We start from the raw sequence: 23,626 nt of genomic DNA, 5'->3' as shown, positions 1-23,626 counted from the left end.
GATGTCGTTGCTGCAGAGCACCCAGTTCCGCCCCGATCCTTCCGCCAACGCGACCCGCCGCGCCTTGATCCGCGCCTGGCCGGAATTCCAGAACCCGGCGGCCTGGCTGGTCGCGCTGATCCTCGTGATCATGCCGCTGATCGCCAACGGCTTCTTCCTGATCGAGATCTTCGCCACCACGCTGATCCTCGGCGTCATTGCGCTGAGCCTGATGTTCCTCGCCGGCTATGGCGGCATGGTCAGCCTGATGCAGCTCACGATCGCGGGCTTTGCCGGCTACATGGTCGCGGTGTTCGGCATGAGCGGCAACGCCAATATCAGCCTCGGCTGGCCGTGGTGGCTCGCAACGCCAATGGCGCTCGCGCTGGCGACGCTGTTCGGCACGCTCGGCGGCGCGCTCGCGGTGCGCACCGAGGGCATCTACACCATCATGATCACGCTCGCGATCGGTGCGGCATTCTACTACTTCACCAACCAGAACTGGGCGATCTTCAACGGCCATACCGGCATCAACACCGTCGCGACCCCGCACTTCTGGGGCGTCGACTGGCGCGCCGACATCGCCTTCTATTATGTGACGCTCGGCGTCGCCGCGATCTGCTACTTCGCCGTCCAGTATGTCTCGCGCGCGCCGTTCGGCCTCGCGCTGCAAGGCGTCCGCGACAACCCCCGCCGCATGGCCGCGCTCGGCTTCAATCCCAATGCCCACCGCATCGCCGCCTACGCCTTCGCCGCCTTCATCGCGGCACTCGGCGGCGTGTTGCAGGTCTGGAACTACCGGCAGATCTCGCCGGGCTCAGTCAGCGTCGGCGCTTGCATCGACGTCCTGATCATCGCCGTGGTCGGCGGCATCACCCGGCCGATCGGCCCGTTCATCGGCGCGCTGATCTTCGTGCTGCTGCGCACCTTCGCGCTCGACGTGCTGATCAAGTTCGGGCTCGACGGCAACCGCTTCCGGCTGCTGATCGGGCTCGGCTTCCTCGCCATCGTGTTCTGGTCATCCGACGGCGTGATCGGCCTCTGGGAACGCTGGCGGCGCCGCAGCGCATCCGCGACACAACGTTCGGTCGGAGGCCGCCATGGATAGCGTCGCGCAGCGACTGTCCGTGGTCGGCGCCGGCGCAGCCCTGGAGCTGCGCGGCGTGACCCGGCTGTTCGGCGCGCTGGCGGCGCTGACCGACGTCACCATCACCGTGCGTCCGGGCGAGCGGCGCGCGGTGCTCGGCTCGAACGGCGCCGGCAAGACGACGCTGTTCAACTGCATCACCGGCGACTTCCCGCCCTCCTCCGGCACGATCCGCTTCTTCGGCGAGGACATCACCCAGTTCCCGCCCTATGAGCGGATCCGCCGCGGACTGCGCCGCACCTACCAGATCTCGGCGCTGTTCCCCGGCCTCACCGTGCAGGACAACGTCTATCTCGCCTGCCGCGGCGTCTCCCGCGGCCGGTTCTCGTTGCTGCGCCCGGGGCAGAACGATGCGCTGATGCACGCGACCGAGACGCTGGTGCAGGCCGTGCACCTTGCCGGCGTCAAGGAGCAGCGCGTCGCCGAGCTGGCGCATGGCCAGCAGCGCCAGCTCGAGATCGCACTAGCCCTCGCCGGCGCGCCGCGCTTCATCCTGTTCGACGAGCCGGCGGCGGGACTGTCGCCGACCGAGCGGCGCGAGCTGATCGAGATCCTGACCTCGCTGCCTGCGCATATCGGCTACATCATCATCGAGCACGACATGGACGTTGCGCTGCGCGTCGTCGAGAGCGTGACGATGATGCACAACGGCCGCATCTTCAAGGAAGGGCTGCCGCGCGAGATCGAGTCCGATCCCGAGGTGCAGGAGCTTTATCTCGGAGGCGGCCATGAATGACCGTCGCACCGCGCCCGCACTCGAGGTGAAGGGCCTCGACGTCTATTACGGCCATGCGCACGCGCTGCAAGGCGTCGACCTTACGCTCGATACCGGCGTGTTCTCGGTGGTCGGCCGCAACGGCATGGGCAAGACCACGCTGTGCAAGGCCATCATGGGCCTGGTGCGCGCCAGCAGTGGCTCGATCCGGATTCGCGGCGAGGAAGTCACGCGGCTCAATCCGGCGCGCATCGCCCGGCTCGGCGTCGGCTATGTGCCGCAGGGCCGGCGACTGTGGCGTTCGCTGACGGTCGACGAACACCTTGCGCTCGCCGGCGGCCTGCGCCGCGGCGCCTGGACCATCGAGCGCATCTACGACACCTTCCCGCGCCTCGCCGAACGCAGGAACAACGGCGGCAACCAGCTCTCCGGCGGCGAGCAGCAGATGCTCGCGATCTCGCGCGCACTGCTCACCAATCCGCAGCTCCTGATCATGGACGAACCGACCGAGGGCCTCGCGCCTGTCATCGTCGCGCAAGTCGAGGAGATGCTGCTACGCCTCGGCGACGAAGGCGACATGTCCATCCTGGTCATCGAGCAGAACATCGGCGTCGCGACGGCGGTATCGCGCAACGTCGCCATCATGGTCAATGGCCGGATCAATCGCATCATCGACTCCGCGCGGCTCGCCACCGACCGCGAGTTGCAGCAGCGGCTACTCGGCGTCGGCACCCACGGCGCTAACGAGATTGATGCCGAGACGGCGCCGGCAAAAGCTGAGGCGGCCGGCGCGCCGCAGTCGGAACGCAAGGGTCCGGCTCGCATCTACGTCTCCAATCCCGTGCTGCCGACGCGCTGGTCGCAACCGGTGCCGATCGCCCGTATCGAGGCCGCCGCGCGGACGCAGTCCGTCGCCGTCACGCGTCTCGAGGAAGCAACCCGTACGCGACGCGAACTGGCGACGTCGAGGACATCGGGGCCTCCCGTCGTGCTGGTCGTCGGCACGCTCGACACCAAGGGTGCGGAGCTGCGCTTCATCCGCGATATCATCGCGGCCAGCGGCCTGCGCACCCGGCTGGTCGACGTTTCGACCAGCGGCAAGGCGGCGAGCTGCGACGTCACCGCGCAGGAGATTGCCCTCAACCACAGCCGCGGCGGCTCCGGCGTGTTCGGCACCGATCGCGGCGCCTCGGTAACCGCGATGGCGGACGCGTTCGAGCGGTGGCTGCGCCGCCAGGGCAATGTCGCCGGCATTATTTCCGCCGGGGGTTCGGGTGGCGCGTCGCTGGTCGCGCCGGGCATGCGCGCGCTTCCGATCGGCGTACCGAAGCTCATCATCTCCTCGGTCGCCTCCGGCGACGTCGGTCCTTATGTCGGGCCCGCTGACATCACCATGATGTATTCGGTGACCGACGTGCAGGGCCTCAATTCGATTTCGCGCACGGTGCTCGGCAACGGCGCCCATGCCCTGGTCGGCATGGTCAAGGCGCGGCTCGAGGAACAGACCGGCAAGCCACGCGATACCGGCGCTCATCCTCCGGCCATCGGCATTACCATGTTCGGCGTCACCACTCAGGCCGTGCAGAAGATCGCAGCCGACCTGCGCGAGGATTTCGAGTGCCTCGTGTTCCACGCCACCGGCGTCGGCGGCCGATCGATGGAGAAGCTGGTCGAGTCCGGCCAGCTTGCCGGCGTCATCGACCTCACCACGACCGAGGTCTGTGACCTGCTGATGGGCGGCGTGTTCCCGGCGACCGACGATCGCTTCGGCGCCATCATCCGCAGCCGCGTGCCCTATGTCGGCTCGGTCGGCGCGCTGGATATGGTGAACTTCGGCGCGCCCGACACGATTCCGGAGCGCTACCGGCAGCGCAAATTCCATGTCCACAATCCGCAGGTCACCTTGATGCGGACCACGCCGGAAGAGAACGAGCGGATGGGCCGCTGGATCGGCGAGCGCCTCAACCAGATGGACGGGTCGGTGCGTTTCTTCCTGGCCGAAGGCGGCGTCTCCGCGCTCGATGCGCCCGGCCAGCCGTTCTGGGACCCCGATGCCGACACGGCGCTGTTCCGCGCGCTGGAGCGCACCGTGCGCCAGACGGGCAACCGGCAGATCATCCGCATCAAGCGCAACATCAACGATCCCGAGTTCACCGCCGCCATCGTCAGCGCGTTCCGTCCGCTGCTCGGACGCGCCGGTGGCCGGCGGAGAGTGGCGAGGTGACCCATGCCCAGGTTTGAACGCGCGGCGCTGTTGAAGAAGTTTCACGCCATGATCGCACGCGGCGAGCCGATCGTCGGCGGCGGCGCCGGCACTGGCCTATCGGCAAAATGCGAGGAGGCCGGCGGCGTCGACCTGATCGTGATCTACAATTCCGGCCGCTACCGCATGGCCGGCCGCGGCTCGCTCGCCGGACTGATGCCCTACGGCGATGCCAACGCCATCGTCGTCGAGATGGCCGGCGAAGTATTACCGGTCGTGACCAAGACGCCGGTGCTCGCCGGCGTCAACGGTACCGATCCGTTCCGCGACATGGACGTGTTCCTCGACCAGCTCAAGGCCATCGGCTTCGCCGGCGTGCAGAACTTCCCGACCGTCGGACTGATCGACGGCACCTTCCGCGCCAATCTCGAAGAGACCGGGATGTCCTATGCGCTCGAGATCGACATGATCGCGAAGGCGCATGACAAGAACATGCTGACCACGCCCTATGTGTTCAGCGAGCAGGAAGCGACCGCGATGGCGATCGCGGGCGCCGACATCATCGTCTGCCATATGGGCCTCACCACGGGCGGCACGATTGGCGCGCAGACCGCGCTGAAGCTCGCCGACTGCCCTGCCCGCATCAAGGCCTGGGCCGAGGCCGCGCTCAGCGTCAATTCGAACATCATCGTGCTCGCGCATGGCGGCCCGATCGCCGATCCCGCGGATGCCGATTTCATCATGAAGCAGACCCCCAACTGCCACGGCTTCTACGGCGCCTCCTCGATGGAGCGCTTGCCGGTCGAGCGGGCGCTGACGGATCAGGTTCGCAAGTTCAAGGCGATCGGCGCGCGCTAGAGCCGCCGTGACCAAGGGAGGAAGAGATGTCGGGGATGCTGGTCGGTGAATTGATCCTCTGGCTGATCGTCGCAATCGTCGCGATCGTCATCATCGTCTATGTGGTGAACTGGCTCTACCACCGCTCATCGAAGGAAACCTCCTTCGTCCGGACCGGTTTCCTCGGCGAACGCGTGGTGATCAACGGCGGCGCCTTCGTGCTGCCGTTCATCCACGACTACACGCCTGTGAACATGAACGTGCTGCCGATGGGGATCGTGCGCTCCCGGCAGGATGCCGTGATCACCCGCGACCGGATGCGCGTCGACATCGAGGCCGATTTCTACGTCCGGGTGCAGGCAACCCGCGAGGCCGTCTCGATCGCCGCCGCCACGCTCGGCCGCCGCACCATGGAGCCGGAGCAGCTGCACACCCTGCTCTCCGGCAAGTTCATCTCCGCGATCCGCTCGGTTGCGTCAGAGATGACGATGGAGCAGATGCACGAGCAGCGCGGCGAATATGTCGCCCGCGTCAAGGCCAATGCCGCCGAAGCACTGGCGCAGAATGGCCTCGAGCTGGAGTCGGTCGCGATCACCGATCTCGACCAGACCGACCTCGAATATTTCAACCCCTCGAACCGCTTCGACGCCGAAGGCCTGACCCGCCTGATGGAGGACATCGAGGCCAAGCGCAAGCTGCGCAACGACATCGAGCAGGACTCGATGATCAAGATCCGCTCCCGCAACCTGGAGGCCGAGCGGCAAGCGCTGGACATCGAGCGCGAGAGCGAGACCGCCCGCCTCGAGCAGGAGCGCGACATCGAGATGCGCCGCGCCCTGCAGCGCACCGAAGTCGCGCGCGAGCGCGCGCTGCGCGAGACCGAGGCCGAACAGGCCCAGATTACCGCGCGCGAAGCCATCGAAAAGGCGCGCATCGCCAACGAGCAGGCTATCACCGAAGCCCGCATCGCCTCCGAACGCGAGACCCGGCACCGGGAGATCGAACGCACCCGCGCGGTGGAAGAGCGGGAGTTGCTGGCGCGCGAGGAGATCGAGAAGGCCAGGATCGCCAACCAGCGCTCGGTCGACACCACCCGCATCGCCTCCGAGCGCGAGGTCCGCCAGCGCGAGATCGAGCGGATGCGCACAGTGGAGGAGGCCGAGATCGCGGCCCGCGAGTCGATCGAAAAGGCCCGCATCCAGCAGGACCGCGTCGTCACCGATGCCCGCATCGCCAATGAGGAAGAGACCCGCCGGCGCGAGATCGAGCGCACCCGCGCCGTCGAGGAAGCCGAGATCGCGGCCCGCGAGGCCACCGAGAAGGCGCGCATCGCCCAGACCATGACGGTCAATGTCGAGCGCATCTCCTCCGACGAACGCACCCGCGCGCTGGAGATCCAGCAGGTCCGGACCATCCAGGAGGCCGAGATCGAGGCGCAGAAGTCGGTCGAAGCCGCTCGGATCATCAGAGAGAAGACGCTGGCGGCCGAGCGCATCGCCGCCGATCACACCACGCGCAAGCTCGAGATCGAGCGCAACCAGGCGATCGAGATCGCCGGGATCACCGCGCGCGACGCCACCGAGGCGTCCCGGATCGCGCAGGAGGAACACGTACGCTCCCTGGAGATCGCACGCACCCGCGCGATCGAGGAAGCCGACATCGCCTCGCGTGAATCGATCGAGGCGGCACGCATCTCGCAGGAGAAGTCGGTCGCAGCGCAGCGCATCCGTGCGGAGCGCGAGACCCGCGCGCTCGAGATCGAACGCACCGGAGCGATCGAGGCCGCCGAGCTGAAGCGCCGCGACGCGGTCGAGCGGCAGCGCATCGATGTCGAGCTGGCGCTGGAGAGCGAGCGGATCACCTCCTCCAGGACCCGCGAGGTGCTCAATATCGACCAGAAGCGGGCGATCGAGCTCGCCGACGAGGAGCGCGTCATCGCGCTCGCCGCCAAGCGCTCGGAGCGGATCGATGCCGACCGGCAGGTGAAGCAGGCCGAGATCACGGCTCGCAAGGAGGTCGAGACCACCGATGTGACCCGCGAGCAGGCGCTGGAGGCGGCGCGGATCGAACGGCGCCGTTCGATCGAGCAGCTCGAGGTCGCCCGCAATCAATCGCTGCAGGAGGCCGAGATCGCGGCGCGCGAGGAGGTCGAGCGCGCCCGCATCGCCTCCGACCGTGGCCTCGACGAGGCGAGGGTCGGCCGCGAGCGCGAGCTGCGCAAGCTCGAGGTCAACAGGGAGAAGGACGTCGAGACCGCCTTGATGGAAAAGGCGATCGCGCTGCACCAGAAGTCGCTGGAGGAATCGGCGGCGCGCGCCGCCGCCGAGGACGCCAGGGTCCACGCCACCGAGGCGGCCGAGCGCGTCGTCACCGCGCGCGAGAGCGAAATCGCCAAGCGGCGCAAGACCGTCGAGGTTCTGCTCGCCGAAAAGCAGGCCGAGGAAACCAGGATCGCGGCCGGGGCCGAACGGGTCCGTGCCACGGTCGAGGCCGAGGCACAGCGGCTGCTCAACGAGGCCGAGAACGTGCTGACCGATCAGGCCCGCTACTCGCTGTTCCGCCGCAAGCTGCTCGACCGGATCGAGGGCATCGTGCGCGAGAGCGTCAAGCCGATGGAGAAGATCGAGGGCATCCGCATCCTCCAGGTCGACGGGCTCAATGGCAACGGCAATGGCGGCGGTTCCGGCCGCAGCGCCACCGACGAGGTGATCGATTCGGCGCTGCGTTACCGCGTGCAGGCGCCGCTGATCGACTCGATCCTGTCGGATATCGGCGTCGAGGGCGGCAGCCTCGCCAAGATGCCCGGCCTGATCCGCGAGGCCCGGGACATGCAAGGCATCAAGGACTCCGCGCGCAAGAGCGGCGGCGATGCCAAGCCGGCAGCGCCCGAAGGCGGCGGCGAGCCGCGCCCCGAACGCACGCCGCGCAAGAAGGACTGAGCTCGCAACATGGCACGGGTTTACGTCTCTACTGTCGTCAACGCCCGCAACGACCGGGTCTGGGCCCGGGTGCGCGATTTTAACGGGCTGCCGAACTGGCATCCCGCGATCGCTGAAAGCCGGATCGAGGGCGGCGAGCCCTCGGACAAGATCGGCTGCATCAGGGATTTCCGCCTGCGCAACGGCGATCGCATCCGCGAGAAGCTGCTCGGCCTGTCCGATTACGACATGTTCTGCACCTACTCGATCCTGGAATCGCCGATGGGCGTCGAGAACTATGTCGCGACGCTGCGGCTCACGCCGGTCACCGATGGCGACCAGACGTTCATGGAATGGACCGCCGAGTTCGACTGTGCGCCCGAGCGCGAGGCGGAGCTGGTCAACAATATCGGCGGCGGTGTGTTCCAGGGCGGGTTCGACGCGCTGAAGCGGGCGTTCGGGGGATAGGCCGTGCCGCATATCGTCAAGAGCACGATCCTGGATACACCAACCGATGCGGTGTGGGCCGTGCTGCGCGATTTCAACGGTCATGACCGCTGGCACCCAGCGGTCGCGACCAGCGGCATCGAGCGGGCGCAGCCCTCCGACAAAATCGGCTGCGTCAGGCGCTTCAAGCTGAAGGACGGATCCGAGCTGCGCGAGCAGTTGCTGGCGCTGTCCGACCTCGAACAATCGTTCAGCTACTGCCTGCTCGATACGCCGGTCCCGATGTTCAACTACGTGGCGCATGTTCGCCTGCTGCCGGTCACCGATGGCGACCGCACCTTCTGGCACTGGGAGTCGCGCTTCATGACGCGGACCGAGGACACGGACCGCATCACGCACATGGTTTCGGAAGACATCTACCAGGCCGGCTTCGACGCCATCCGCCGGCATCTGAAGGGGGCCGCGTAAGCGGGGAAGGACATCATGCCAGTCACGGTGAAGACCTTCACCAGCACGAACGAGGCCGCAGCCGCGCTGTCGTCGGACCGCAGCGCCCGCTATCTCGGCGGCGGCACGCTGGTGATGCGGGCGCTGAACGAAGGCGACATCTCGATCTCGACCGTCGTGCGCGCCAGCGACCAGGCGATGACAAGGATCGACACGTCGGGCGCGCGGATCGTGCTCGGCGCCGGCGTCACCTTCGCACGCATCCTGGCCGAACGCGATCTCGGCTTCCTGCACGCCCCTGCCCGCTCGATCGGCGGACCGGCGGTGCGCAACATGGGAACGGTCGGCGGCAATCTGTTCGCGCCGGTGCCGTATGGCGATTTCACCGTCGCGATGCTTGCGCTCGATGCGATGGTATCGGTGCACGGCGGCCTCGGCGGCCGCGAGATCGGAATCGAGGAATTCCTGCTGTCGCGCGACCGGCAGGCCGGCACGCTGGTGCTCGCGATCTCCTTTGCCAAGCCCGGCAGCGCTGATGCCTTCCGCTACCGCAAGATCGCGCGGATCAAGCCCAAGGGCGGCGCGGTGATCACGCTCGCGGCGCATCTGCCGGTCAACGGCAGCCGGATCGTCGGCGCCCGCGTCGCGCTCGGCTCGATGGCGCCGACCCCGATCCGCGCCCGCGCCGCCGAACGCGCGCTGGAAGGCCACTCGCTCGACACGTCCACGATCAATGCGGCTGCCGCGGCAGCGGTCGAAGGAACTTCGCCCGGCGACAATGCGCTCGCCAGCGCCTGGTATCGCCGCGAGATCGTCGGCGTGCATCTCAGGCGCCTGTTGTCCGGTCAGGAATAGATCGTCATGGCCAAGACCCCTCTGCAATTCAGCCACAACGGCCGCGACGTCGCGATCTTCGTCGACGGCGGCACCAACCTTTTGGTCGCGCTACGCGAGCTGATCGGCGACATGACACCGAAATTCGGTTGCGGCCAGGGCGGCTGCGGCACCTGCAGTGTGCTGATCGATGGCGAGCTGCATCTCTCCTGCCTGACGCTGGCCGAAACAGTCGCCGGCCGCTCGGTCGAGACGCTCGACGGCATCAAGGACGGCCCCAACCTGCATCCGCTGCAGCGCGCCTTTGCCGACAATTTCGCCGCGCAGTGCGGCTACTGCACGCCGGGCATGCTGATGGCCGCGAAAGCGCTGCTCGACCGCAATCCGCAGCCGAACCGCGCCGAAGTGGTCGAGGCGATCTCCGGCAATATCTGCCGCTGCACCGGCTATGAGCCGATCATCAACGCCGTGTTGGCTGCCGCATCCGGCGGCCGAGCCCGCGCGTAAGGGAACAGTGCCATGCTGGAATTGCGCAAGGACCTCTTCGCTGACGAGCGCGACGATAATCTGAAGGAAATCGGCAAGGGCACGCAGCGCCAGGACATGCTCGGCCATGTCACCGGCACCTCGCCCTATTTCGACGATCACAAGCTGCAAGGCATGCTGCACCTGAAAGTGGTCCGCAGCGCGCATTCCCACGCACGGCTGCGACGCATCGACACGTCGGAGGCCGAGCGGTCGCAGGGGGTGCGGTGCGTGATTCGCGCCTCCGACGTGCCGCGCAACCTCAACACGCTGCTCAGCCTGATCAATTTCGGCAAGGACGACGAGCCATCGCTCGCGGTCGACAAGGTGCGCTACAAGGGCGAGCCGATCGTCGCCATCGTCGCCGACAGCCCGCGCGAAGCTTTTGAGGCGATCGCCAAGGTTAAGATCGACTATGAGCCGCTGCCGGCGGTGTTCGATGTCGAGGAGGCGCTGAAGCCGGGCGCGCCCGTCGTCAACGAGGTGTACCCCAAGAACACCTTCACCTATCACGAGACCTATGATCGCCAGCAGTTGCGCTTCGGCGACGCCGACCGCGCCCTGGCCTCGGCCGACCATGTGCTGGAGCAGCGCTACCAGATGTCGCCGATCGAGCACGCGCCGACCGAGACCAACGGTTCGATCGCAGCACCCGACACCAACGGCCGCTACATCGTCTACACCTCGACGCAGGCGCTGTTCTTCTCGGTCGACACCTGCGCCAAGATCCTCGATGTGCCCTCCAACACCTTCCACTTCATCGGCGGCACTGTCGGCGGCGGCTTCGGCGGCAAGGTCGATACGCTGACCGAGCCGCTCTGCATCCTCGGCGCGATGCTGACCGGGCGTCCGGTGCGCTACGTGTTCGGGCGCGAGGAGGAGATGCAATACGGCCCGCCGCGCGGCGCCGAGCGCATCTACATCAAGGATGGCGTGATGCGCGACGGCCGCGTCGTCGCCCGCAAGGTGCGCGCCTATTTCGACAGCGGCGCCTATACGCGGCTGTCGAGCTATGCGGCGGTGAAATGCGCCGCGCATCTGCCCGGCCCCTACACGATCCCGAACGTCCATGGCGACGTCTACTGCGTCTTCACCAACCGGACGCCGGCGACCGCGATGCGTGGTTTCGGCGTCACGGCGATGGATTTCGCCATCGAATGCCAGATGGACAAGCTCGCCCATCTCGTCGGCATAGATCCGATGGAGTTCCGGATCCTCAACGCGTATCGCGACGGCGACATGAAGGCGCATCGGCGCGAGGCCAAGAACACCGCGCTGATCGAATGCGTGCAGGTCGCCGCGGAGAAGGCGAAATGGCCGCTCCGCGAGGAGTTCAAGCGGATGTCGTCGCGCAAGGATGGTGGCGGGATCCGCGCCGCCGTGACGCTGACGCCGCGGGAATCACATGCGCCGGCGGCCGCACCGATCCAGCAGCGCACGACGTATGACCGCGCGCCGGCCGCGACGCGCGAGCCGCCTCCGCCGCCCTCTCCACTGCCACCATCACCTCCGCCACCGCGGCCGAGCGCGCCGTCGCACGGCGCGACCCGCTTCTCATCCGTCTTCGGCACCAGGAGGCGCTGACCATGACCCGGCATCGCGGACGCGGCATCGCGTCGGTCAACTACCCCATCGGCATGAATCTCGGCGGCGATCCGAGCCAGGCGCTGGTGCATTCGAACCCGAGCGGCAAGTTCACCGTAGCGCTGTCCTCGATCGATCTTGGCCAGGGCATGAAGTCGGTGACCCGGCAGATCTGCGCAGAGACGCTCGGCGTGCCGGTCGAGGACGTCTATGTCGACACTGCCGACTCCGACACCGGCCCGCACTGCATGGGCTCGTTCGCCTCGCGCGGCACCCACCGCGTCGGCAACGCCGTGATGGCGGCGGCGCGGGAGGCGCGCGGCGTGATGATGGAGGCGGCTGCCGAGGAACTGGAGGTGAACGCCGCTGATCTCGAGACTGATGGGCGCGGCAATATCCACGTCAAGGGCGCACCGCACCGCTCGATCTCGACCAAGGACGTCGCGATCGCCGCACAGTTCAAGCAAGGCAAGACGATCTCCGGCCGCGGCATCTTCCTGGTGCCGCTGTCCGACGTCGACCCTGAAACCGGCGAGATGTCGCCGGCGACATGTTATGCGCATGCCTGTCTCGTCGCAGAGGTCGAGGTCGACGACGAGACCGGCGAGGTCGACATGGTCAGGATGGACTCCGCCTATGAGCTCGGCCGCGCGCTCAATCCGCGGCTGGTCGAGCAGCAGCTGGTCGGCGGCGCCTGGATGGGCGTCAGCCACGCGCTCTACGAGACGCCGGAGCCCTATTATCCGGAGCCGGTGCATGGCCCACGCGACTTCGTCGAATATCTGATGCCGGGACCGGGCGACATCTGCCCGCACGACATTGCGGTGCTGGAACGCCCGGCGCCCGACGGCCCGTTCGGCGCCAAGGGACCCGGCGAGATGTGCGCCAATCCGGTGTTGCCCGCCGTTGCTAACGCGATCTTCAACGCCGTCGGCGTCCGGATCGACGATCTGCCAATCACGCCGGAAAAGGTACTGCGCGCGATCCGGGCGCAGGGCGGCGCGCGGCCGCAGCCGCGGCGCTGAGGTCCTTTCATGCCGGTCCGCAGCAACATTGTCGGTATCGACAGCCCCGAGGCGCTGGAGAAGGCGCTGCGTGCGGCCTATTACCTCGCCGACGACGGCATCGCGACCGCCTCCTATCTCTCGCTCGCGCTCGGCAAGCCGCTGCTGCTCGAGGGCGCGCCGGGGGTCGGCAAGACCGAGGCTGCGAAGGCGATCGCCGCCGTGCTCGGCCGCAGGCTGATCCGCCTGCAATGCTATGAGGGCATCGATGCTTCGGCGGCACTCTACGAGTGGAACTATCCGCGCCAGATGCTGGCGATCCGGCAGGCGGGCGAGGAGAGCATCGACATCTACGGCGAGTCGTTCCTGATCGAGCGCCCGATGCTCGCCGCGTTGCGCGCGCCCGACGCGACCGTTCTTCTGATCGACGAGATCGACCGCGCCGACCAGGAGTTCGAGGCGTTCCTGCTCGAATTCCTCTCCGACTTCCAGATCTCGATCCCCGAGCGCGGCACGGTGCGCGCCGTCGAGCATCCCGTGGTGGTGCTGACCTCGAACCGGACGCGCGACCTGCACGAGGCGCTGCGGCGGCGCTGCGTCTATCACTGGATCGACTATCCGAACGCCGAGCGCGAGGCGCGCATCGTGATGATGCGCGCCTCCAGCGTTGCCGAGGCGACTGCCCGCGCCGTGGTCGCCGCCGTCGGTCGGCTGCGCCGCGAGCCGCTGAGCAAGGCGCCGGGGGTGGCCGAAGCGGTCGACTGGGCCGAGGCCGCGACCTTGCTGCACAAAGGCGGCGCACGCTGGCCTGACGCATTCAAGCGCTCGATCGGCGTCGCGCTGAAGGACGAGGAGGATCTGCATTTCATCTCACCCCGGCTCGATGCGATCATCGCGGAGGCAGCCGCGTGAGCGACGATCTCAAGCTGCCGCGCGCCGCGCAGATCTTCGTCACCTTCGTCGCGCTGCTGCGCGCCAACGGCTTTTCGGTCGCGCCGGAGCAGACGACGAGCTTCCTGGCGGCAATCGAGCTGCTCGGGCCGCGCAGCCTGGAGCACATCCGCCGGGCCGGGCTCGCGACGCTGGCGCCGCCACCCGAGCGCCGCGCAACGTATGACCGGTTGTTCGACATCCATTTCCGCGGCACTGATGCGATCGAGCAGGCCGAGGGCGAGGACGAGGAGACTGTCCGCTTGCAGGAAGAAGGCCGCGGCGGGGACGAGCCGCCGCTTGCCGACGAGGCCAATGAATCCGGCCTTGCTGCGGCGCGCGCCGAAGCACTGGTCGAGCGCCGCTTTGCCCAGACTGCAACCAGCGATCCGCTGCGCCGGCTCTCGCGCGACGCGGCAAAACGGCTGCCGCGAAGGCGCGGCCACCGGCGACGCCGCGCGAGGAGCGGCCCGTTCGCCGACCTCCGCCGCACCCTGCGTGACAGCGTGCGCAATGACGGTGAGGTGCTGCGGCTCGGCCGGATGCGCCGCCGCCAGCGTCCGCGAAAGATCCTGCTCCTGATCGACGTCTCCGGCTCGATGAAGGCGCGCACCGAGGAGAATATGCGGCTCGCGCATGTGCTGGTGCAGGCGGCCGGCAATGTCGAGGTGTTCACCTTCGGCACGCGGCTGACCCGTGTCACGCCGGCGCTGCGGCTGAAGCGGCGCGAGCAGGCGCTGAACGCGGCCTCCTTCCTGGTCAGCGACTGGGACGGCGGCACGAGGATCGGCGACGCGCTGCAGGCCTTCCTCGCCGTGCCGCGGTTCGGCGGATATGCCCGCGGCGCCGCGGTCGTGATCGTCTCCGACGGCCTTGAGCGCGGCGACCCGGCGGCACTGCGCGATGCCGTCGCAAAGCTGTCGCGCCGGGCCTGGCGCGTGAGCTGGCTGACGCCGCTCGCGACGTCGCCCGGATTCAAGCCGCAAACTGAGGCACTGATCGCGATCCAGCGCTTTGTCGATGATCTCGTGGACGGCGGATCGAGCGCGGCAGTGGTCGCGCATCTGCTGTCGCTTGCAACAAGGAGAGCTGCGTGACCGGCATTGTCGACGGACATCATCACATCTGGCGTCAGGCCGATCTCGCCTGGCTGTCCGGCCCGATGCAGCCGCGCATCTTCGGCCCCTACGAGCCGATCCGCCGCGACTATCCGATCGAGGAGTATCTCGACGACCTCAAAGGCACCGGCGTCACCCGCTCGGTCTATGTCCAGACCAACTGGCCGAATGGCCAGTTCGAGGACGAAGCAGCCTGGGTGCAGCAGACCGCGGATCAGCACGGCTGGCCGCAGGCGCTCGTCGCCTATGCCGATTTTTCCGTCGACGACGTCCGGCCGCAGCTCGATCGGCTGAAGCGTTATCCGCTGGTCCGCGGCGTGCGCATGCAGCTGCACTGGCACGAAAACCCGCTCTATCGCTTCGCGGCCCGTCCCGATCTCTGCACCGATCCTGTGATCCGGCGCAATGTCGGCCACCTCGCCGACTATGGCTGGAGCTTCGACCTGCAGGTGTTCGCGACGCAGATGGCCGATGCCGCCGGCCTCGTCGAGGCCTGCCCCGAGGTGACATTCATCCTGCAGCATGCCGGCATGCTGGAGGATCTGTCGCCGCAAGGCCGCGCCGCCTGGCGCGCCGGCATGGCCCGGCTCGCGCAGTGTCCCAACGTGGTGTCGAAGCTGTCCGGACTCGGCACCTTCATCCACCGCAACGATGCCGCGCATATCGCCGGCGTCATGATCGACACGGTCGCGATCTTCGGCGCGGACCGCTGCCTGTTCGGTTCGAACTTTCCGATCGAGAAGCTGTGGACCAGCTACCGCGATCTCATCGACGCCTTCAAGGCGGCGGCCGAAAGGCTCAGCCGCGAGCAGCGCGAGGCGATCTTCAGCACAACGGCGGCGCGGGTCTATCGGCTGGGACCGTAGGCGCGCCGCGAGCGCGAACACAACAACGAACACGAATTGGGAGGGAGAGCGATGCCGTTGGAGATCAAGATCCTGGACTATGGCGATATCGAGCTGGAATCGAGCTTCCTCGTGCTCGGGCACAATTGCGGCCGCACCCGCCGCGTGCTGACGCTCGGCTTCCTGATCCTCGGCGGCCCCTACCCCGTGCTGGTCGATACCGGCTATCGCTCCAACCAGATCATGGAGACGCTCGGCATGCGCGGCCTCCAGTTCCACGAGAACATGATCGAGAACCAGCTCGCCCGCCACGGCGTGCGGATGGGCGACGTCCGTTTCGTCTGCCACACCCATCTGCACATCGATCATGCCGGCAAGGACGATCTGTTCCCGATGAACACGACCGTCGTCGTCAACCGCAAGGAACTGGAATACTCCGTCTCCGGCCTGATGCACCCGCAATATCCCGCACCCGACATCAAGCACCTGATCGACCGCCTGCACACCAAGAGCGCGCTGCGCTTCCTCGACCTCGAGTTCACCGGTCCGGTCGAGCTGATGCCGGGCGTCTATTGCGATGCCGCCAACGCCCATACCGAAGGCTCGATGAACATCCACGTCCACACCACCGACGGCATCGCCACGATCTGCGGCGACGTGATCTATGATTTCAACGACCAGATCGTGACACCCTTCAACGAAATCCAGGATGCCGAGCCGCGCACCACCGGCAACCACGGCACCAGCAAGCGCGCCGAGAAGGCCGCGATCAAGAAGCTGCTCTCCAGCTCGCGCTATCTACTGCCGGTGCATGATCGTCCGGCGAAGATCGAGGGCGGCATAGTGGTCGGCCGGTTGCACGACCAGGTGCCCGGGCCTGTCGTACAGAGCCTGCCGCAACGCAGCTGGTTTCCGGCGTAACAGCGAGGACGAACGCGATGACGCATGTCACGCTGCGCGCGGGGTTCGAAGACCTGATCGATCCGTATGCACCGGTCGGCCAGGTCGGCACGGGCTTCGATTTCACGGAAGGACCGATCTGGCACCCGGTCGATCACTTCCTGCTGTTCTCCGACATGCCGGGCGATGTGCGCCGGCGCTGGGATGCACGGCGCGGCGTGGTCGAGGTCAAGCGTCCGTCGAACAAATGCAACGGCATGACCTATGACGCCGACCTCAATTTGATCGTCTGCGAACATGTCACGTCCTCGCTGATCCGTGAGCGGCCCGACGGGCGGCGCGAGGTGCTGGCCTCGCACTACGAGAACCAGGAACTCAACAGTCCGAACGACGTCTGCGTGCACTCCTCCGGCGCGATCTATTTCTCCGACCCATGGTACGGCCGCATGCCGGTCTATGGCGTCGAGCGGCCGCGCCAGCTCGGCTTCCAGGGCGTCTATCGCGTGCCGCCGGGCGGCGGCGCGCCGAAATTGCTGGTCGACCGCTATCTGTTCGAGCAGCCGAACGGACTGTGCTTCTCGCCTGACGAGCGCATCCTCTATGTCAACGACACCGTGCAGGCGCTGATCCGCGCCTTCGACGTCGGCGCCGACGGCTCGCTCGGCAATCCGCGCGTGTTCGCCTCCGGCATTCGCTCCGAGCTCGAACCCGGCCTGCCAGACGGCATGAAGTGCGACCAGCGCGGCAATGTCTGGGTCACCGCGCCCGGCGGCGTCTGGGTCTATTCGCCAGACGGCAATCTACTCGGCAAGGTCCGCCTGCCCGAGCTCGTCGCCAACCTCGCCTGGGGCGGCGCCGATTTCCGCACGCTCTATCTGACCGCGACCCATTCGGTGTACGCGATCCCGACCAAGGTCGGGCCGCGCCATGAGCCCTATATGAGCGGCAAGCGCGGCGCGGCGAGTGCCGCATCGTCCTCCACGCCGGCGCCCAATCTCGTCGCCGGCGAGATGCAGATCGATCCGCAGCGCTGCGCGATGATCATCCAGGACATGCAGAACGACGTCATCATGGACGGCGGCGCATTCGCCTCTTCCGGCGCGCCGGCCCATGCCCGCCAGCAGCACGTCGTCGAGAATGTCCGCCGCGTCGCGGAGGCCGCGCGCGCGCGTGGCGTCACCATTATCCATGTCTGGTTCGTGGTCGAGCCGGGCGCACCCGGCGTGACGCTGAATGCACCGCTGTTCGAGGGGCTGGTCGACAGCAAGGCGATGGTGCGCGGCAGCTGGGGCGCGGCGCCGGTCTCCGGGCTCGAGCCTCGCCCGGGCGATTTCGTGGTCGAGAAGATGCGGATGAGCGCCTGGGAGGGCACGCGGCTCGAGACCATCCTGAAAGCCACCGGCCGCGACATGATCATCAACACCGGGGCCTGGACCAACATGTCGGTCGAGCACACCGCGCGCACCGGCGCCGACAAGGGCTATTTCATGATCGTGCCGGAGGATTGCTGCTCGACCATGAATGCCGACTGGCACAACGCCGCGATCAATTTTGCCCTGCAGAACGTCTCCGTCGTGACCAACGCAGACACCGTCATCAAGGCGCTCGGCTGAGAGGCGGATGCATTGCCGAAGCTGCTTCACATCGCCTGCTCTCCCCGCGCCGATTCGGAATCGGCAGCCGGCGCGCGCGTCTTTCTCGATCGCTTCCGCGAAATGCGGCCGGACTGGGAGATCGACGCGATGAACCTGTGGCGCGAGCCGTTGCCCGAGTTCGAGGGGTATCTGCTCGAGGCGAAATACGCCCGGATCGGCGGCAAGAGCTTCACCAATTCGCAGCACGATGCCTTTGCAATGGCCGAGCGCCTGGCGCTGCGGCTGTCGCTGGCCGACCGCGTGCTGATCTCGACGCCGATGTGGAATTTTTCCATCCCCTACAAGCTCAAGCAGTGGCTCGACGTCATCATCCAGCCCGGACTGACCTTCCGCTTCGATCCGGCGCTGGGCTATCTGCCGCTGCTCAAGGACCGCCCGACGGTCGTGATCATCGCCAGCGGCAGCGACTTCGTCACCGGCATGAACCGCGGCCGCATCGACATGGCGACGCCCTATCTGCGCGAAGCGCTGCGGTTCATCGGCATCAGCGACGTCCGCTTCGTGCCGATCGGTCCGACGACCGGCCCCGCTGATCCGATCCGCGCCGCCCGCGACGCCGCCCACCGCCGACTCGCGGAGATGGCGGAGCGATTTTGACCTGCTCTCACCACATCGTCGTCCCTGCGAAAGCAGGGACCCATAACCACAGGGTCGTGTTGTTGAAGCGAGCCGTGGCCCCAGCTCAGCAAGAGCAATTCGCATTGGTGGTTATGGGTCCCGGGTCGCGCTTCGCTTGCCCGGGACGACACCAGATTTGTTGCACGGCCGGCGGACATACATCCGCATTCTCGCGACAGCGCTAACCACCCTACGTTTCCGTCGGCGGAAACACGAGCCTGCACAACAATCCCGGTGCGTTGTCGCGCAATTCGATGCGCGCGCCGTGCAGGCTTGCGACCGCCGCGACCAGGCTAAGGCCGAGGCCGTTGCCTGGCGTATAGCGGCTTTGCTCGAGCCGATAGAACCGCTTGAAGACGCGATCGTGCTGCTCGGCTGGGATGCCGGGGCCGTCGTCGGCGACCGAAATCACCGCTTCACCCTCGTCGTTGTCGCAGGTCACGGCCACCCGACCGCCCGGGCGGCCATGCTTGATGGCGTTGTCGACGAGATTGGCGATGGCGTCGAACAGGAGGTCGCGATCACCGGTGACCAGCACCGCCGGATCACCGGCAAGGTCGAGATGGGTCGTGACCTCTTCGGCGGCGGCATCGTAGAGCTCAACCACCTCGCCTGCGATCTCGACCAGATTGACGGTGCGGAACGCACCCTTGCGAGCCCGCGTCTCGATCTCGGAAATCCGCGTGATCGACGCGAACATCCCGAGCACCGCGTCGAGATCGGCGATGGTGTCGCCGATCAGCGCCGCATCGCCCTCCCCGTTGCGCGGGGCGTGATAGGCCTTCTCGAGCCGGCCGCGCATGCGGGTCAGCGGCGTGCGCAGGTCGTGGGCGATATTCTCGCTGACCTGCTTGACGTCGCCCATCAGGGTCTGGATGCGATCCAGCATCAGATTGAGGTTCTCCGCGACGCGATCCCATTCGTCATGACTGCCATGGAGCGGGATACGCTGGTCGAGGCCGGAGAGCATGATGGCGCGACTGGTTGCATTGATCGACTCGATCCGGCCGACGGTTCGCCGTGTGACCCCGATGCTGGCAGCAGCTGCAAGGCCGATGATCAGCACGACGACCGCGATACCCGCGGCCCTGATCTGCGCCATGAAGCCGTCGAGATCGCTGATGTCGCGGCCGACCAGCAACCGATCACCGCCTGGCAAGGTCTTCGTCACGGCGCGCACGAGCGCGGTTCCCGAAGGCAGCTGTGGTAGCGAGGTTCGAAATTCCGTCCATCCATCTCCAACAGTGTCTGGTGGCCATTGCTTGAGATTTCCCGCGAGTACGACGGATCCGGGGCCGACCAGCAGATAAACCTGATCGGCAAGACCCTTGTTCGCGATGCGTTGGGCGATCAACGCGGTCAGGCCATCGCGGCCCGACCGCGCATATGCATCATCCAGGCTTGCCTGCTCGGTCATGATGGCGCGGTCGGACCTGTCGCGCACATAGGACAGCGTCGACCAGTAGACATAGGCGAAGATCGCGGACACGATCAGGCCGAACGTACCGATGGCGATCAACGCCAGGCGAAACGTCGACGATCTGAGGGTCTTAGCCAGGAGCACGGAGGCAGTACCCGATACCGCGGATCGTGTGGATCAGCGGATAGGCTTGCTGGTCGTCGACCTTGCGGCGCACCCGACCGACATAGACGTCGATGATGTTGGTCGAGGGATCGAAGTGCAGGTCCCACACATGCTGCAGCAGCATGGCCCGCGACACCACGCGGCCTTCGTTGCGCGCGAGATATTCGAGCAGCTGAAATTCCTTCGGCAGCAGCGGAATCTTGCGGCCGTGGCGGCTTGCCGTCCGCGCGATCAGATCGACCGCGAGATCGCCGACCCGCAGGATGGTCTCCTTGGCAACGGTCTCGCTGCGGCGGCCAAGCGCCTCCAGCCGCGCCAGCAGCTCGACAAAGGAAAACGGCTTGACCAGATAGTCGTCGCCGCCGGCGCGCAGGCCGCGCACGCGGTCATCGACCTCGCCGAGCGCGCTGATGATCAGGAATGGCACCGCGATGCCGTCGTCGCGCATCTGGCGCATCACCGTGATGCCGTCGATGTCGGGCAGCATGCGATCGATCGTGATCACGGCGTAGTCGCGGGCCGCCCCCTGGCTCAGCGCCTCGCGGCCGTTCGCAGCCAGATCCACGTCGTAGCCGCTGGTGGTGAGCTCCTCGACGAGCTGACCCGCGGTCTCCGGATCGTCCTCGACGACGAGAATGCGGCGGTGAGCTCCGGTCATGTTCTTGAACTCTCCGAGTTGTCCTGAACTCCCCGAGTTCTCAAACTCTCCGAGCGCCCCGCAACGGTCGCCGCCAGACTATCCCATTCCGGGGCTGGATGGAACGCCTGGCGACGGCCGCGACAACGGTGCGGTTCGTTGGGCGATCACCAATAGTCCCCGCACACATTGACCCATTGCAGCCCGTACGACGTCCATACCCTGCGGTAGCAGCCGTCATAGTAATCGGCATAGATGGCGGGCCCGCCGAAGAAGGCGAAGCGATGGAAGCGGTGATGGTGGTGGAAGAAGCCGCCATGATGGAAAAAGTGCGAGCCGTGGAATCCGGCACCGGCGAAGCGCGGGCCGAACGCCGGTGCGCCGGCGAAGCGCGCGCCGCCAAAATGCCCACCGGCAAAATGTCCGCCGCCGCCCATGGCGGCGAACGCCATACCTCCACCACGCATGCCGCCGCCGAAGCCACCGCCATGCATTCCGCCACCAAAACCGCCACCGTGCATGCCGCCGCCCATGGCGCCACCAAAACCGCCGCCATGGCCGCCACCGAAGCCACCGCCACCGCCGTGCCCACCACCGCCACCGCCGCCACCTCTGGCCAAGGCTACGGGTGCAAGCGCGACGCTGACGGCGAGCGTCGCCGCCGTGAGAAGCGTGAAGAGCCTGTTCGTCATGAAATCCTCCCTGATTGGGACCGCGGCGAACCTCGTGTCGCCGCACGCAGAGCATGATCAGAAGACGCAAGCGTGAGGCCGACTTCAACTGACAAATGCGCCAGATTCTGACGCCGGATTTAGGATTGGCGAGGAGGCCGGCACGCGCAGCAAATGCCTGGATCGCGGGCCGCGCCTGCGTTGGCCGAGATCGACGGACATTTGGCTGGAATCAGCGGTTAGCGCGCGTTGAATCGATCCGCCGGGTTTCTTAATCCTGCAGCCATCCAAGAAACGACGTCGTCGTGGCGGGATCGTAGACCCGGTTCACAATTTGTCGATTACCGGGTCTCCCCGTCGCGCCGGCCGTAACCCATCCGCGATGCAATCGTCTTTCGCCGGGCTTCTCTGGGCGCCGGGACGACGAGTGCTGACTTCCAGCAAGGAGCTTTCGATGAGCGACAAGATCAAGAGACCGTTTCTGACCCACGCCTCCGGCGCACCCGTTGCCGATAATGTGAACATCATGACGGCGGGGCCGCGCGGGCCGGCGCTATTGCAGGATGTCTGGCTGATCGAGAAGCTGGCGCACTTTCACCGCGAAGTGATCCCGGAGCGTCGAATGCACGCCAAGGGCGCCGGCGCGCACGGCACCTTCACCGTCACCCACGACATCACCCGCTACACCAAAGCCAGCATCTTCTCGGAGATCGGCAAGCAGACGCCGATGTTCGCGCGGTTCTCGACCGTTGCCGGCGAGCGCGGCGCGGCGGACGCGGAGCGCGACATCCGCGGCTTCGCGCTGAAATTCTATACCGACGAAGGCAATTGGGACGTGGTGGGCAACAACACGCCGGTGTTCTTCTTTCGCGATCCCCTGCGCTTCATCGACCTCAACCACGCGATCAAGCGCCATCCGCGCACGGGCGTGCGCGACCCCGACATGAACTGGGACTTCTGGACGCTGCTGCCGGAAGCGCTGCACCAGGTCACCATCGTCATGAGCGAGCGCGGCATTCCGAAGAGCTTCCGTCACCAGCACGGCTTCGGCAGCCACACCTACAGCATGATCAACGCGAACAACGAGCGCGTCTGGGTGAAATTCCATTTCCGCACCCGGCAGGGTGTGCAGAACCTGACCGACGCCGAGGCCGAGGCACTGATCGGCAAGGACCGCGAGAGCCACCAGCGCGATCTGTTCAACAGCATCGAGCGCGGCGATTTCCCGCGCTGGACGCTGTTCATCCAGGTGATGACGGACGCGCAGGCCAAGGCCTTCGCGTTCAACCCGTTCGATCTGACCAAGGTGTGGCCGAAGGCGGATTATCCCCTGATCGAGGTCGGCCATTTCGAGCTCAACCGCAACCCAGAGAACGTCTTCGCCGAGGTCGAGCAGGCGGCGTTCACGCCGGCCAATGTCGTGCCCGGCATCGGCTATTCGCCGGACAAGATGCTGCAGGCCCGCCTGTTCTCCTATGGCGACGCACAGCGCTACCGGCTCGGCGTCAACCACCACCAGATCCCGGTCAACGCGCCGAAATGCCCGTTCCACAGCTATCATCGCGACGGCGCGATGCGCACCGACGGCAATCTGGGCGGCACGCTGACCTATTGGCCGAACAGCCACGGCGAATGGACTGACCAGCCGCAGCTGAACGAGCCGCCGCTCGAAATCTCCGGCGCGGCCGGACACTGGGATCATCGCGTGGATGACGACCATTGGCAGCAGCCGGGCGATCTGTTCCGCAAGATGAATGCCGCACAAAAGAAGGCGCTGTTCGACAACACCGCCCGCCAGGTCGGCCAGGCGTCGAAGCACATCCAGGAACGGCATGTTGCGAATTGCGGCAAGGCCGATCCGGCCTACGGCAAGGGCGTGGCGGACGCGCTCGCAAAGTTCGCAGCCGGTAAATTGTAACGCAATGCCTTGACGAATGAAGCACTACGTCCCGTCATCCTGAGGTGCGAGCTCTTGCGAGCCTCGAAGGATGCACGGCCCCGTCTCTGGCCGATTCATCCTTCGAGGC

General features: G+C 66.6%; 20 protein-coding genes and 1 pseudogene. 18 read left to right on the top strand and 3 right to left on the bottom strand.

Features of this window, described 5'->3' with window-relative positions; genetic code table 11:
- The first annotated feature begins 1 nt into the window (after position 1).
- Genes JQ573_RS24945 through JQ573_RS24865 form a run of 17 tightly spaced genes read left to right on the top strand, consistent with a single transcriptional unit; the run spans position 2 to position 18,685 of the window.
- On the top strand, positions 2-1,087 hold the full coding sequence (locus tag JQ573_RS24945) for a branched-chain amino acid ABC transporter permease (protein WP_212315781.1): 1,086 nt from the start codon (positions 2-4) through the stop codon (positions 1,085-1,087).
- Positions 1,080-1,862, top strand: a complete 783-nt coding sequence (locus JQ573_RS24940) for an ABC transporter ATP-binding protein (protein WP_212315782.1) — start codon at positions 1,080-1,082, stop codon at positions 1,860-1,862. The genes JQ573_RS24945 and JQ573_RS24940 overlap by 8 nt, the downstream gene beginning before the upstream one ends.
- The gene (locus JQ573_RS24935) at positions 1,855-4,065 is read left to right on the top strand and encodes an ABC transporter permease (protein ID WP_212315783.1); all 2,211 of its coding nucleotides are present in this window, start codon (positions 1,855-1,857) and stop codon (positions 4,063-4,065) included. Before JQ573_RS24940 ends, JQ573_RS24935 begins: the two co-directional genes overlap by 8 nt.
- Before the next feature lie 3 nt (positions 4,066-4,068).
- Positions 4,069-4,902, top strand: coding sequence for a phosphoenolpyruvate hydrolase family protein (locus tag JQ573_RS24930; RefSeq protein WP_212315784.1), 834 nt, complete (start codon positions 4,069-4,071; stop codon positions 4,900-4,902).
- Between the two features lie 26 nt (positions 4,903-4,928).
- Entirely contained in the window at positions 4,929-7,820 is a 2,892-nt protein-coding gene (locus JQ573_RS24925) for a flotillin family protein (protein ID WP_212315785.1), read from the top strand.
- Between the two features lie 9 nt (positions 7,821-7,829).
- Positions 7,830-8,267: an SRPBCC family protein gene (locus tag JQ573_RS24920; RefSeq protein WP_173641096.1), complete on the top strand. Its 438-nt coding sequence runs from the start codon at positions 7,830-7,832 to the stop codon at positions 8,265-8,267.
- Positions 8,268-8,270: 3 nt separating this feature from the next.
- The gene (locus tag JQ573_RS24915) at positions 8,271-8,714 is read left to right on the top strand and encodes an SRPBCC family protein (protein WP_212315786.1); all 444 of its coding nucleotides are present in this window, start codon (positions 8,271-8,273) and stop codon (positions 8,712-8,714) included.
- A gap of 15 nt (positions 8,715-8,729) precedes the next feature.
- Positions 8,730-9,548 (top strand): xanthine dehydrogenase family protein subunit M, encoded by an 819-nt coding sequence (locus JQ573_RS24910; protein WP_212315787.1) that lies wholly within the window; start codon positions 8,730-8,732, stop codon positions 9,546-9,548.
- A 6-nt stretch (positions 9,549-9,554) separates the two neighbouring features.
- On the top strand, positions 9,555-10,034 hold the full coding sequence (locus JQ573_RS24905; protein ID WP_212315789.1) for a (2Fe-2S)-binding protein: 480 nt from the start codon (positions 9,555-9,557) through the stop codon (positions 10,032-10,034).
- 12 nt (positions 10,035-10,046) lie between these two features.
- Entirely contained in the window at positions 10,047-11,636 is a 1,590-nt protein-coding gene (locus JQ573_RS24900) for a xanthine dehydrogenase family protein molybdopterin-binding subunit (protein ID WP_212315791.1), read from the top strand.
- A gap of 2 nt (positions 11,637-11,638) precedes the next feature.
- Complete coding sequence (locus JQ573_RS24895) at positions 11,639-12,661, top strand: xanthine dehydrogenase family protein molybdopterin-binding subunit (RefSeq protein WP_021075858.1); 1,023 nt, start codon at positions 11,639-11,641, stop codon at positions 12,659-12,661.
- 9 nt (positions 12,662-12,670) lie between these two features.
- Entirely contained in the window at positions 12,671-13,552 is an 882-nt protein-coding gene (locus JQ573_RS24890; protein WP_212315793.1) for a MoxR family ATPase, read from the top strand.
- On the top strand, positions 13,549-14,667 hold the full coding sequence (locus tag JQ573_RS24885) for a VWA domain-containing protein (RefSeq protein ID WP_212315795.1): 1,119 nt from the start codon (positions 13,549-13,551) through the stop codon (positions 14,665-14,667). The genes JQ573_RS24890 and JQ573_RS24885 overlap by 4 nt, the downstream gene beginning before the upstream one ends.
- The gene (locus JQ573_RS24880; protein ID WP_212315798.1) at positions 14,664-15,554 is read left to right on the top strand and encodes an amidohydrolase; all 891 of its coding nucleotides are present in this window, start codon (positions 14,664-14,666) and stop codon (positions 15,552-15,554) included. Before JQ573_RS24885 ends, JQ573_RS24880 begins: the two co-directional genes overlap by 4 nt.
- Positions 15,555-15,605: 51 nt before the next feature.
- On the top strand, positions 15,606-16,454 hold the full coding sequence (locus JQ573_RS24875) for an MBL fold metallo-hydrolase (protein ID WP_212315799.1): 849 nt from the start codon (positions 15,606-15,608) through the stop codon (positions 16,452-16,454).
- A gap of 17 nt (positions 16,455-16,471) precedes the next feature.
- Positions 16,472-18,046 (top strand): isochorismatase family protein, encoded by a 1,575-nt coding sequence (locus JQ573_RS24870; RefSeq protein WP_212315801.1) that lies wholly within the window; start codon positions 16,472-16,474, stop codon positions 18,044-18,046.
- Between the two features lie 12 nt (positions 18,047-18,058).
- Positions 18,059-18,685, top strand: a complete 627-nt coding sequence (locus JQ573_RS24865; protein WP_212315802.1) for an FMN-dependent NADH-azoreductase — start codon at positions 18,059-18,061, stop codon at positions 18,683-18,685.
- A 211-nt stretch (positions 18,686-18,896) separates the two neighbouring features.
- On the opposite strand, the pseudogene JQ573_RS24860 reads toward JQ573_RS24865, so the two are convergent.
- From JQ573_RS24860 to JQ573_RS24850, 3 genes and pseudogenes are all read right to left on the bottom strand, one after another.
- Positions 18,897-19,832 (bottom strand): annotated as a pseudogene (locus JQ573_RS24860) (sensor histidine kinase); the annotation flags it as partial.
- A 424-nt stretch (positions 19,833-20,256) separates the two neighbouring features.
- The gene (locus JQ573_RS24855) at positions 20,257-20,949 is read right to left on the bottom strand and encodes a response regulator transcription factor (RefSeq protein WP_212315806.1); all 693 of its coding nucleotides are present in this window, start codon (positions 20,947-20,949) and stop codon (positions 20,257-20,259) included.
- Between the two features lie 146 nt (positions 20,950-21,095).
- Positions 21,096-21,620, bottom strand: coding sequence for a hypothetical protein (locus JQ573_RS24850; protein WP_212315808.1), 525 nt, complete (start codon positions 21,618-21,620; stop codon positions 21,096-21,098).
- 433 nt (positions 21,621-22,053) lie between these two features.
- Here JQ573_RS24850 and JQ573_RS24845 point away from each other — a divergent pair, with 433 nt between their 5' ends.
- Positions 22,054-23,517 (top strand): catalase, encoded by a 1,464-nt coding sequence (locus tag JQ573_RS24845; RefSeq protein WP_212315810.1) that lies wholly within the window; start codon positions 22,054-22,056, stop codon positions 23,515-23,517.
- Positions 23,518-23,626 lie beyond the last annotated feature (109 nt).

It is taken from the genome of Bradyrhizobium sp. AUGA SZCCT0105 (assembly GCF_018129565.1).
GTDB lineage: Bacteria > Pseudomonadota > Alphaproteobacteria > Rhizobiales > Xanthobacteraceae > Bradyrhizobium.
The sequence above is the reverse complement of the archived record's forward strand: the minus strand, read 5'-3'. Positions and strand labels throughout refer to the sequence as shown.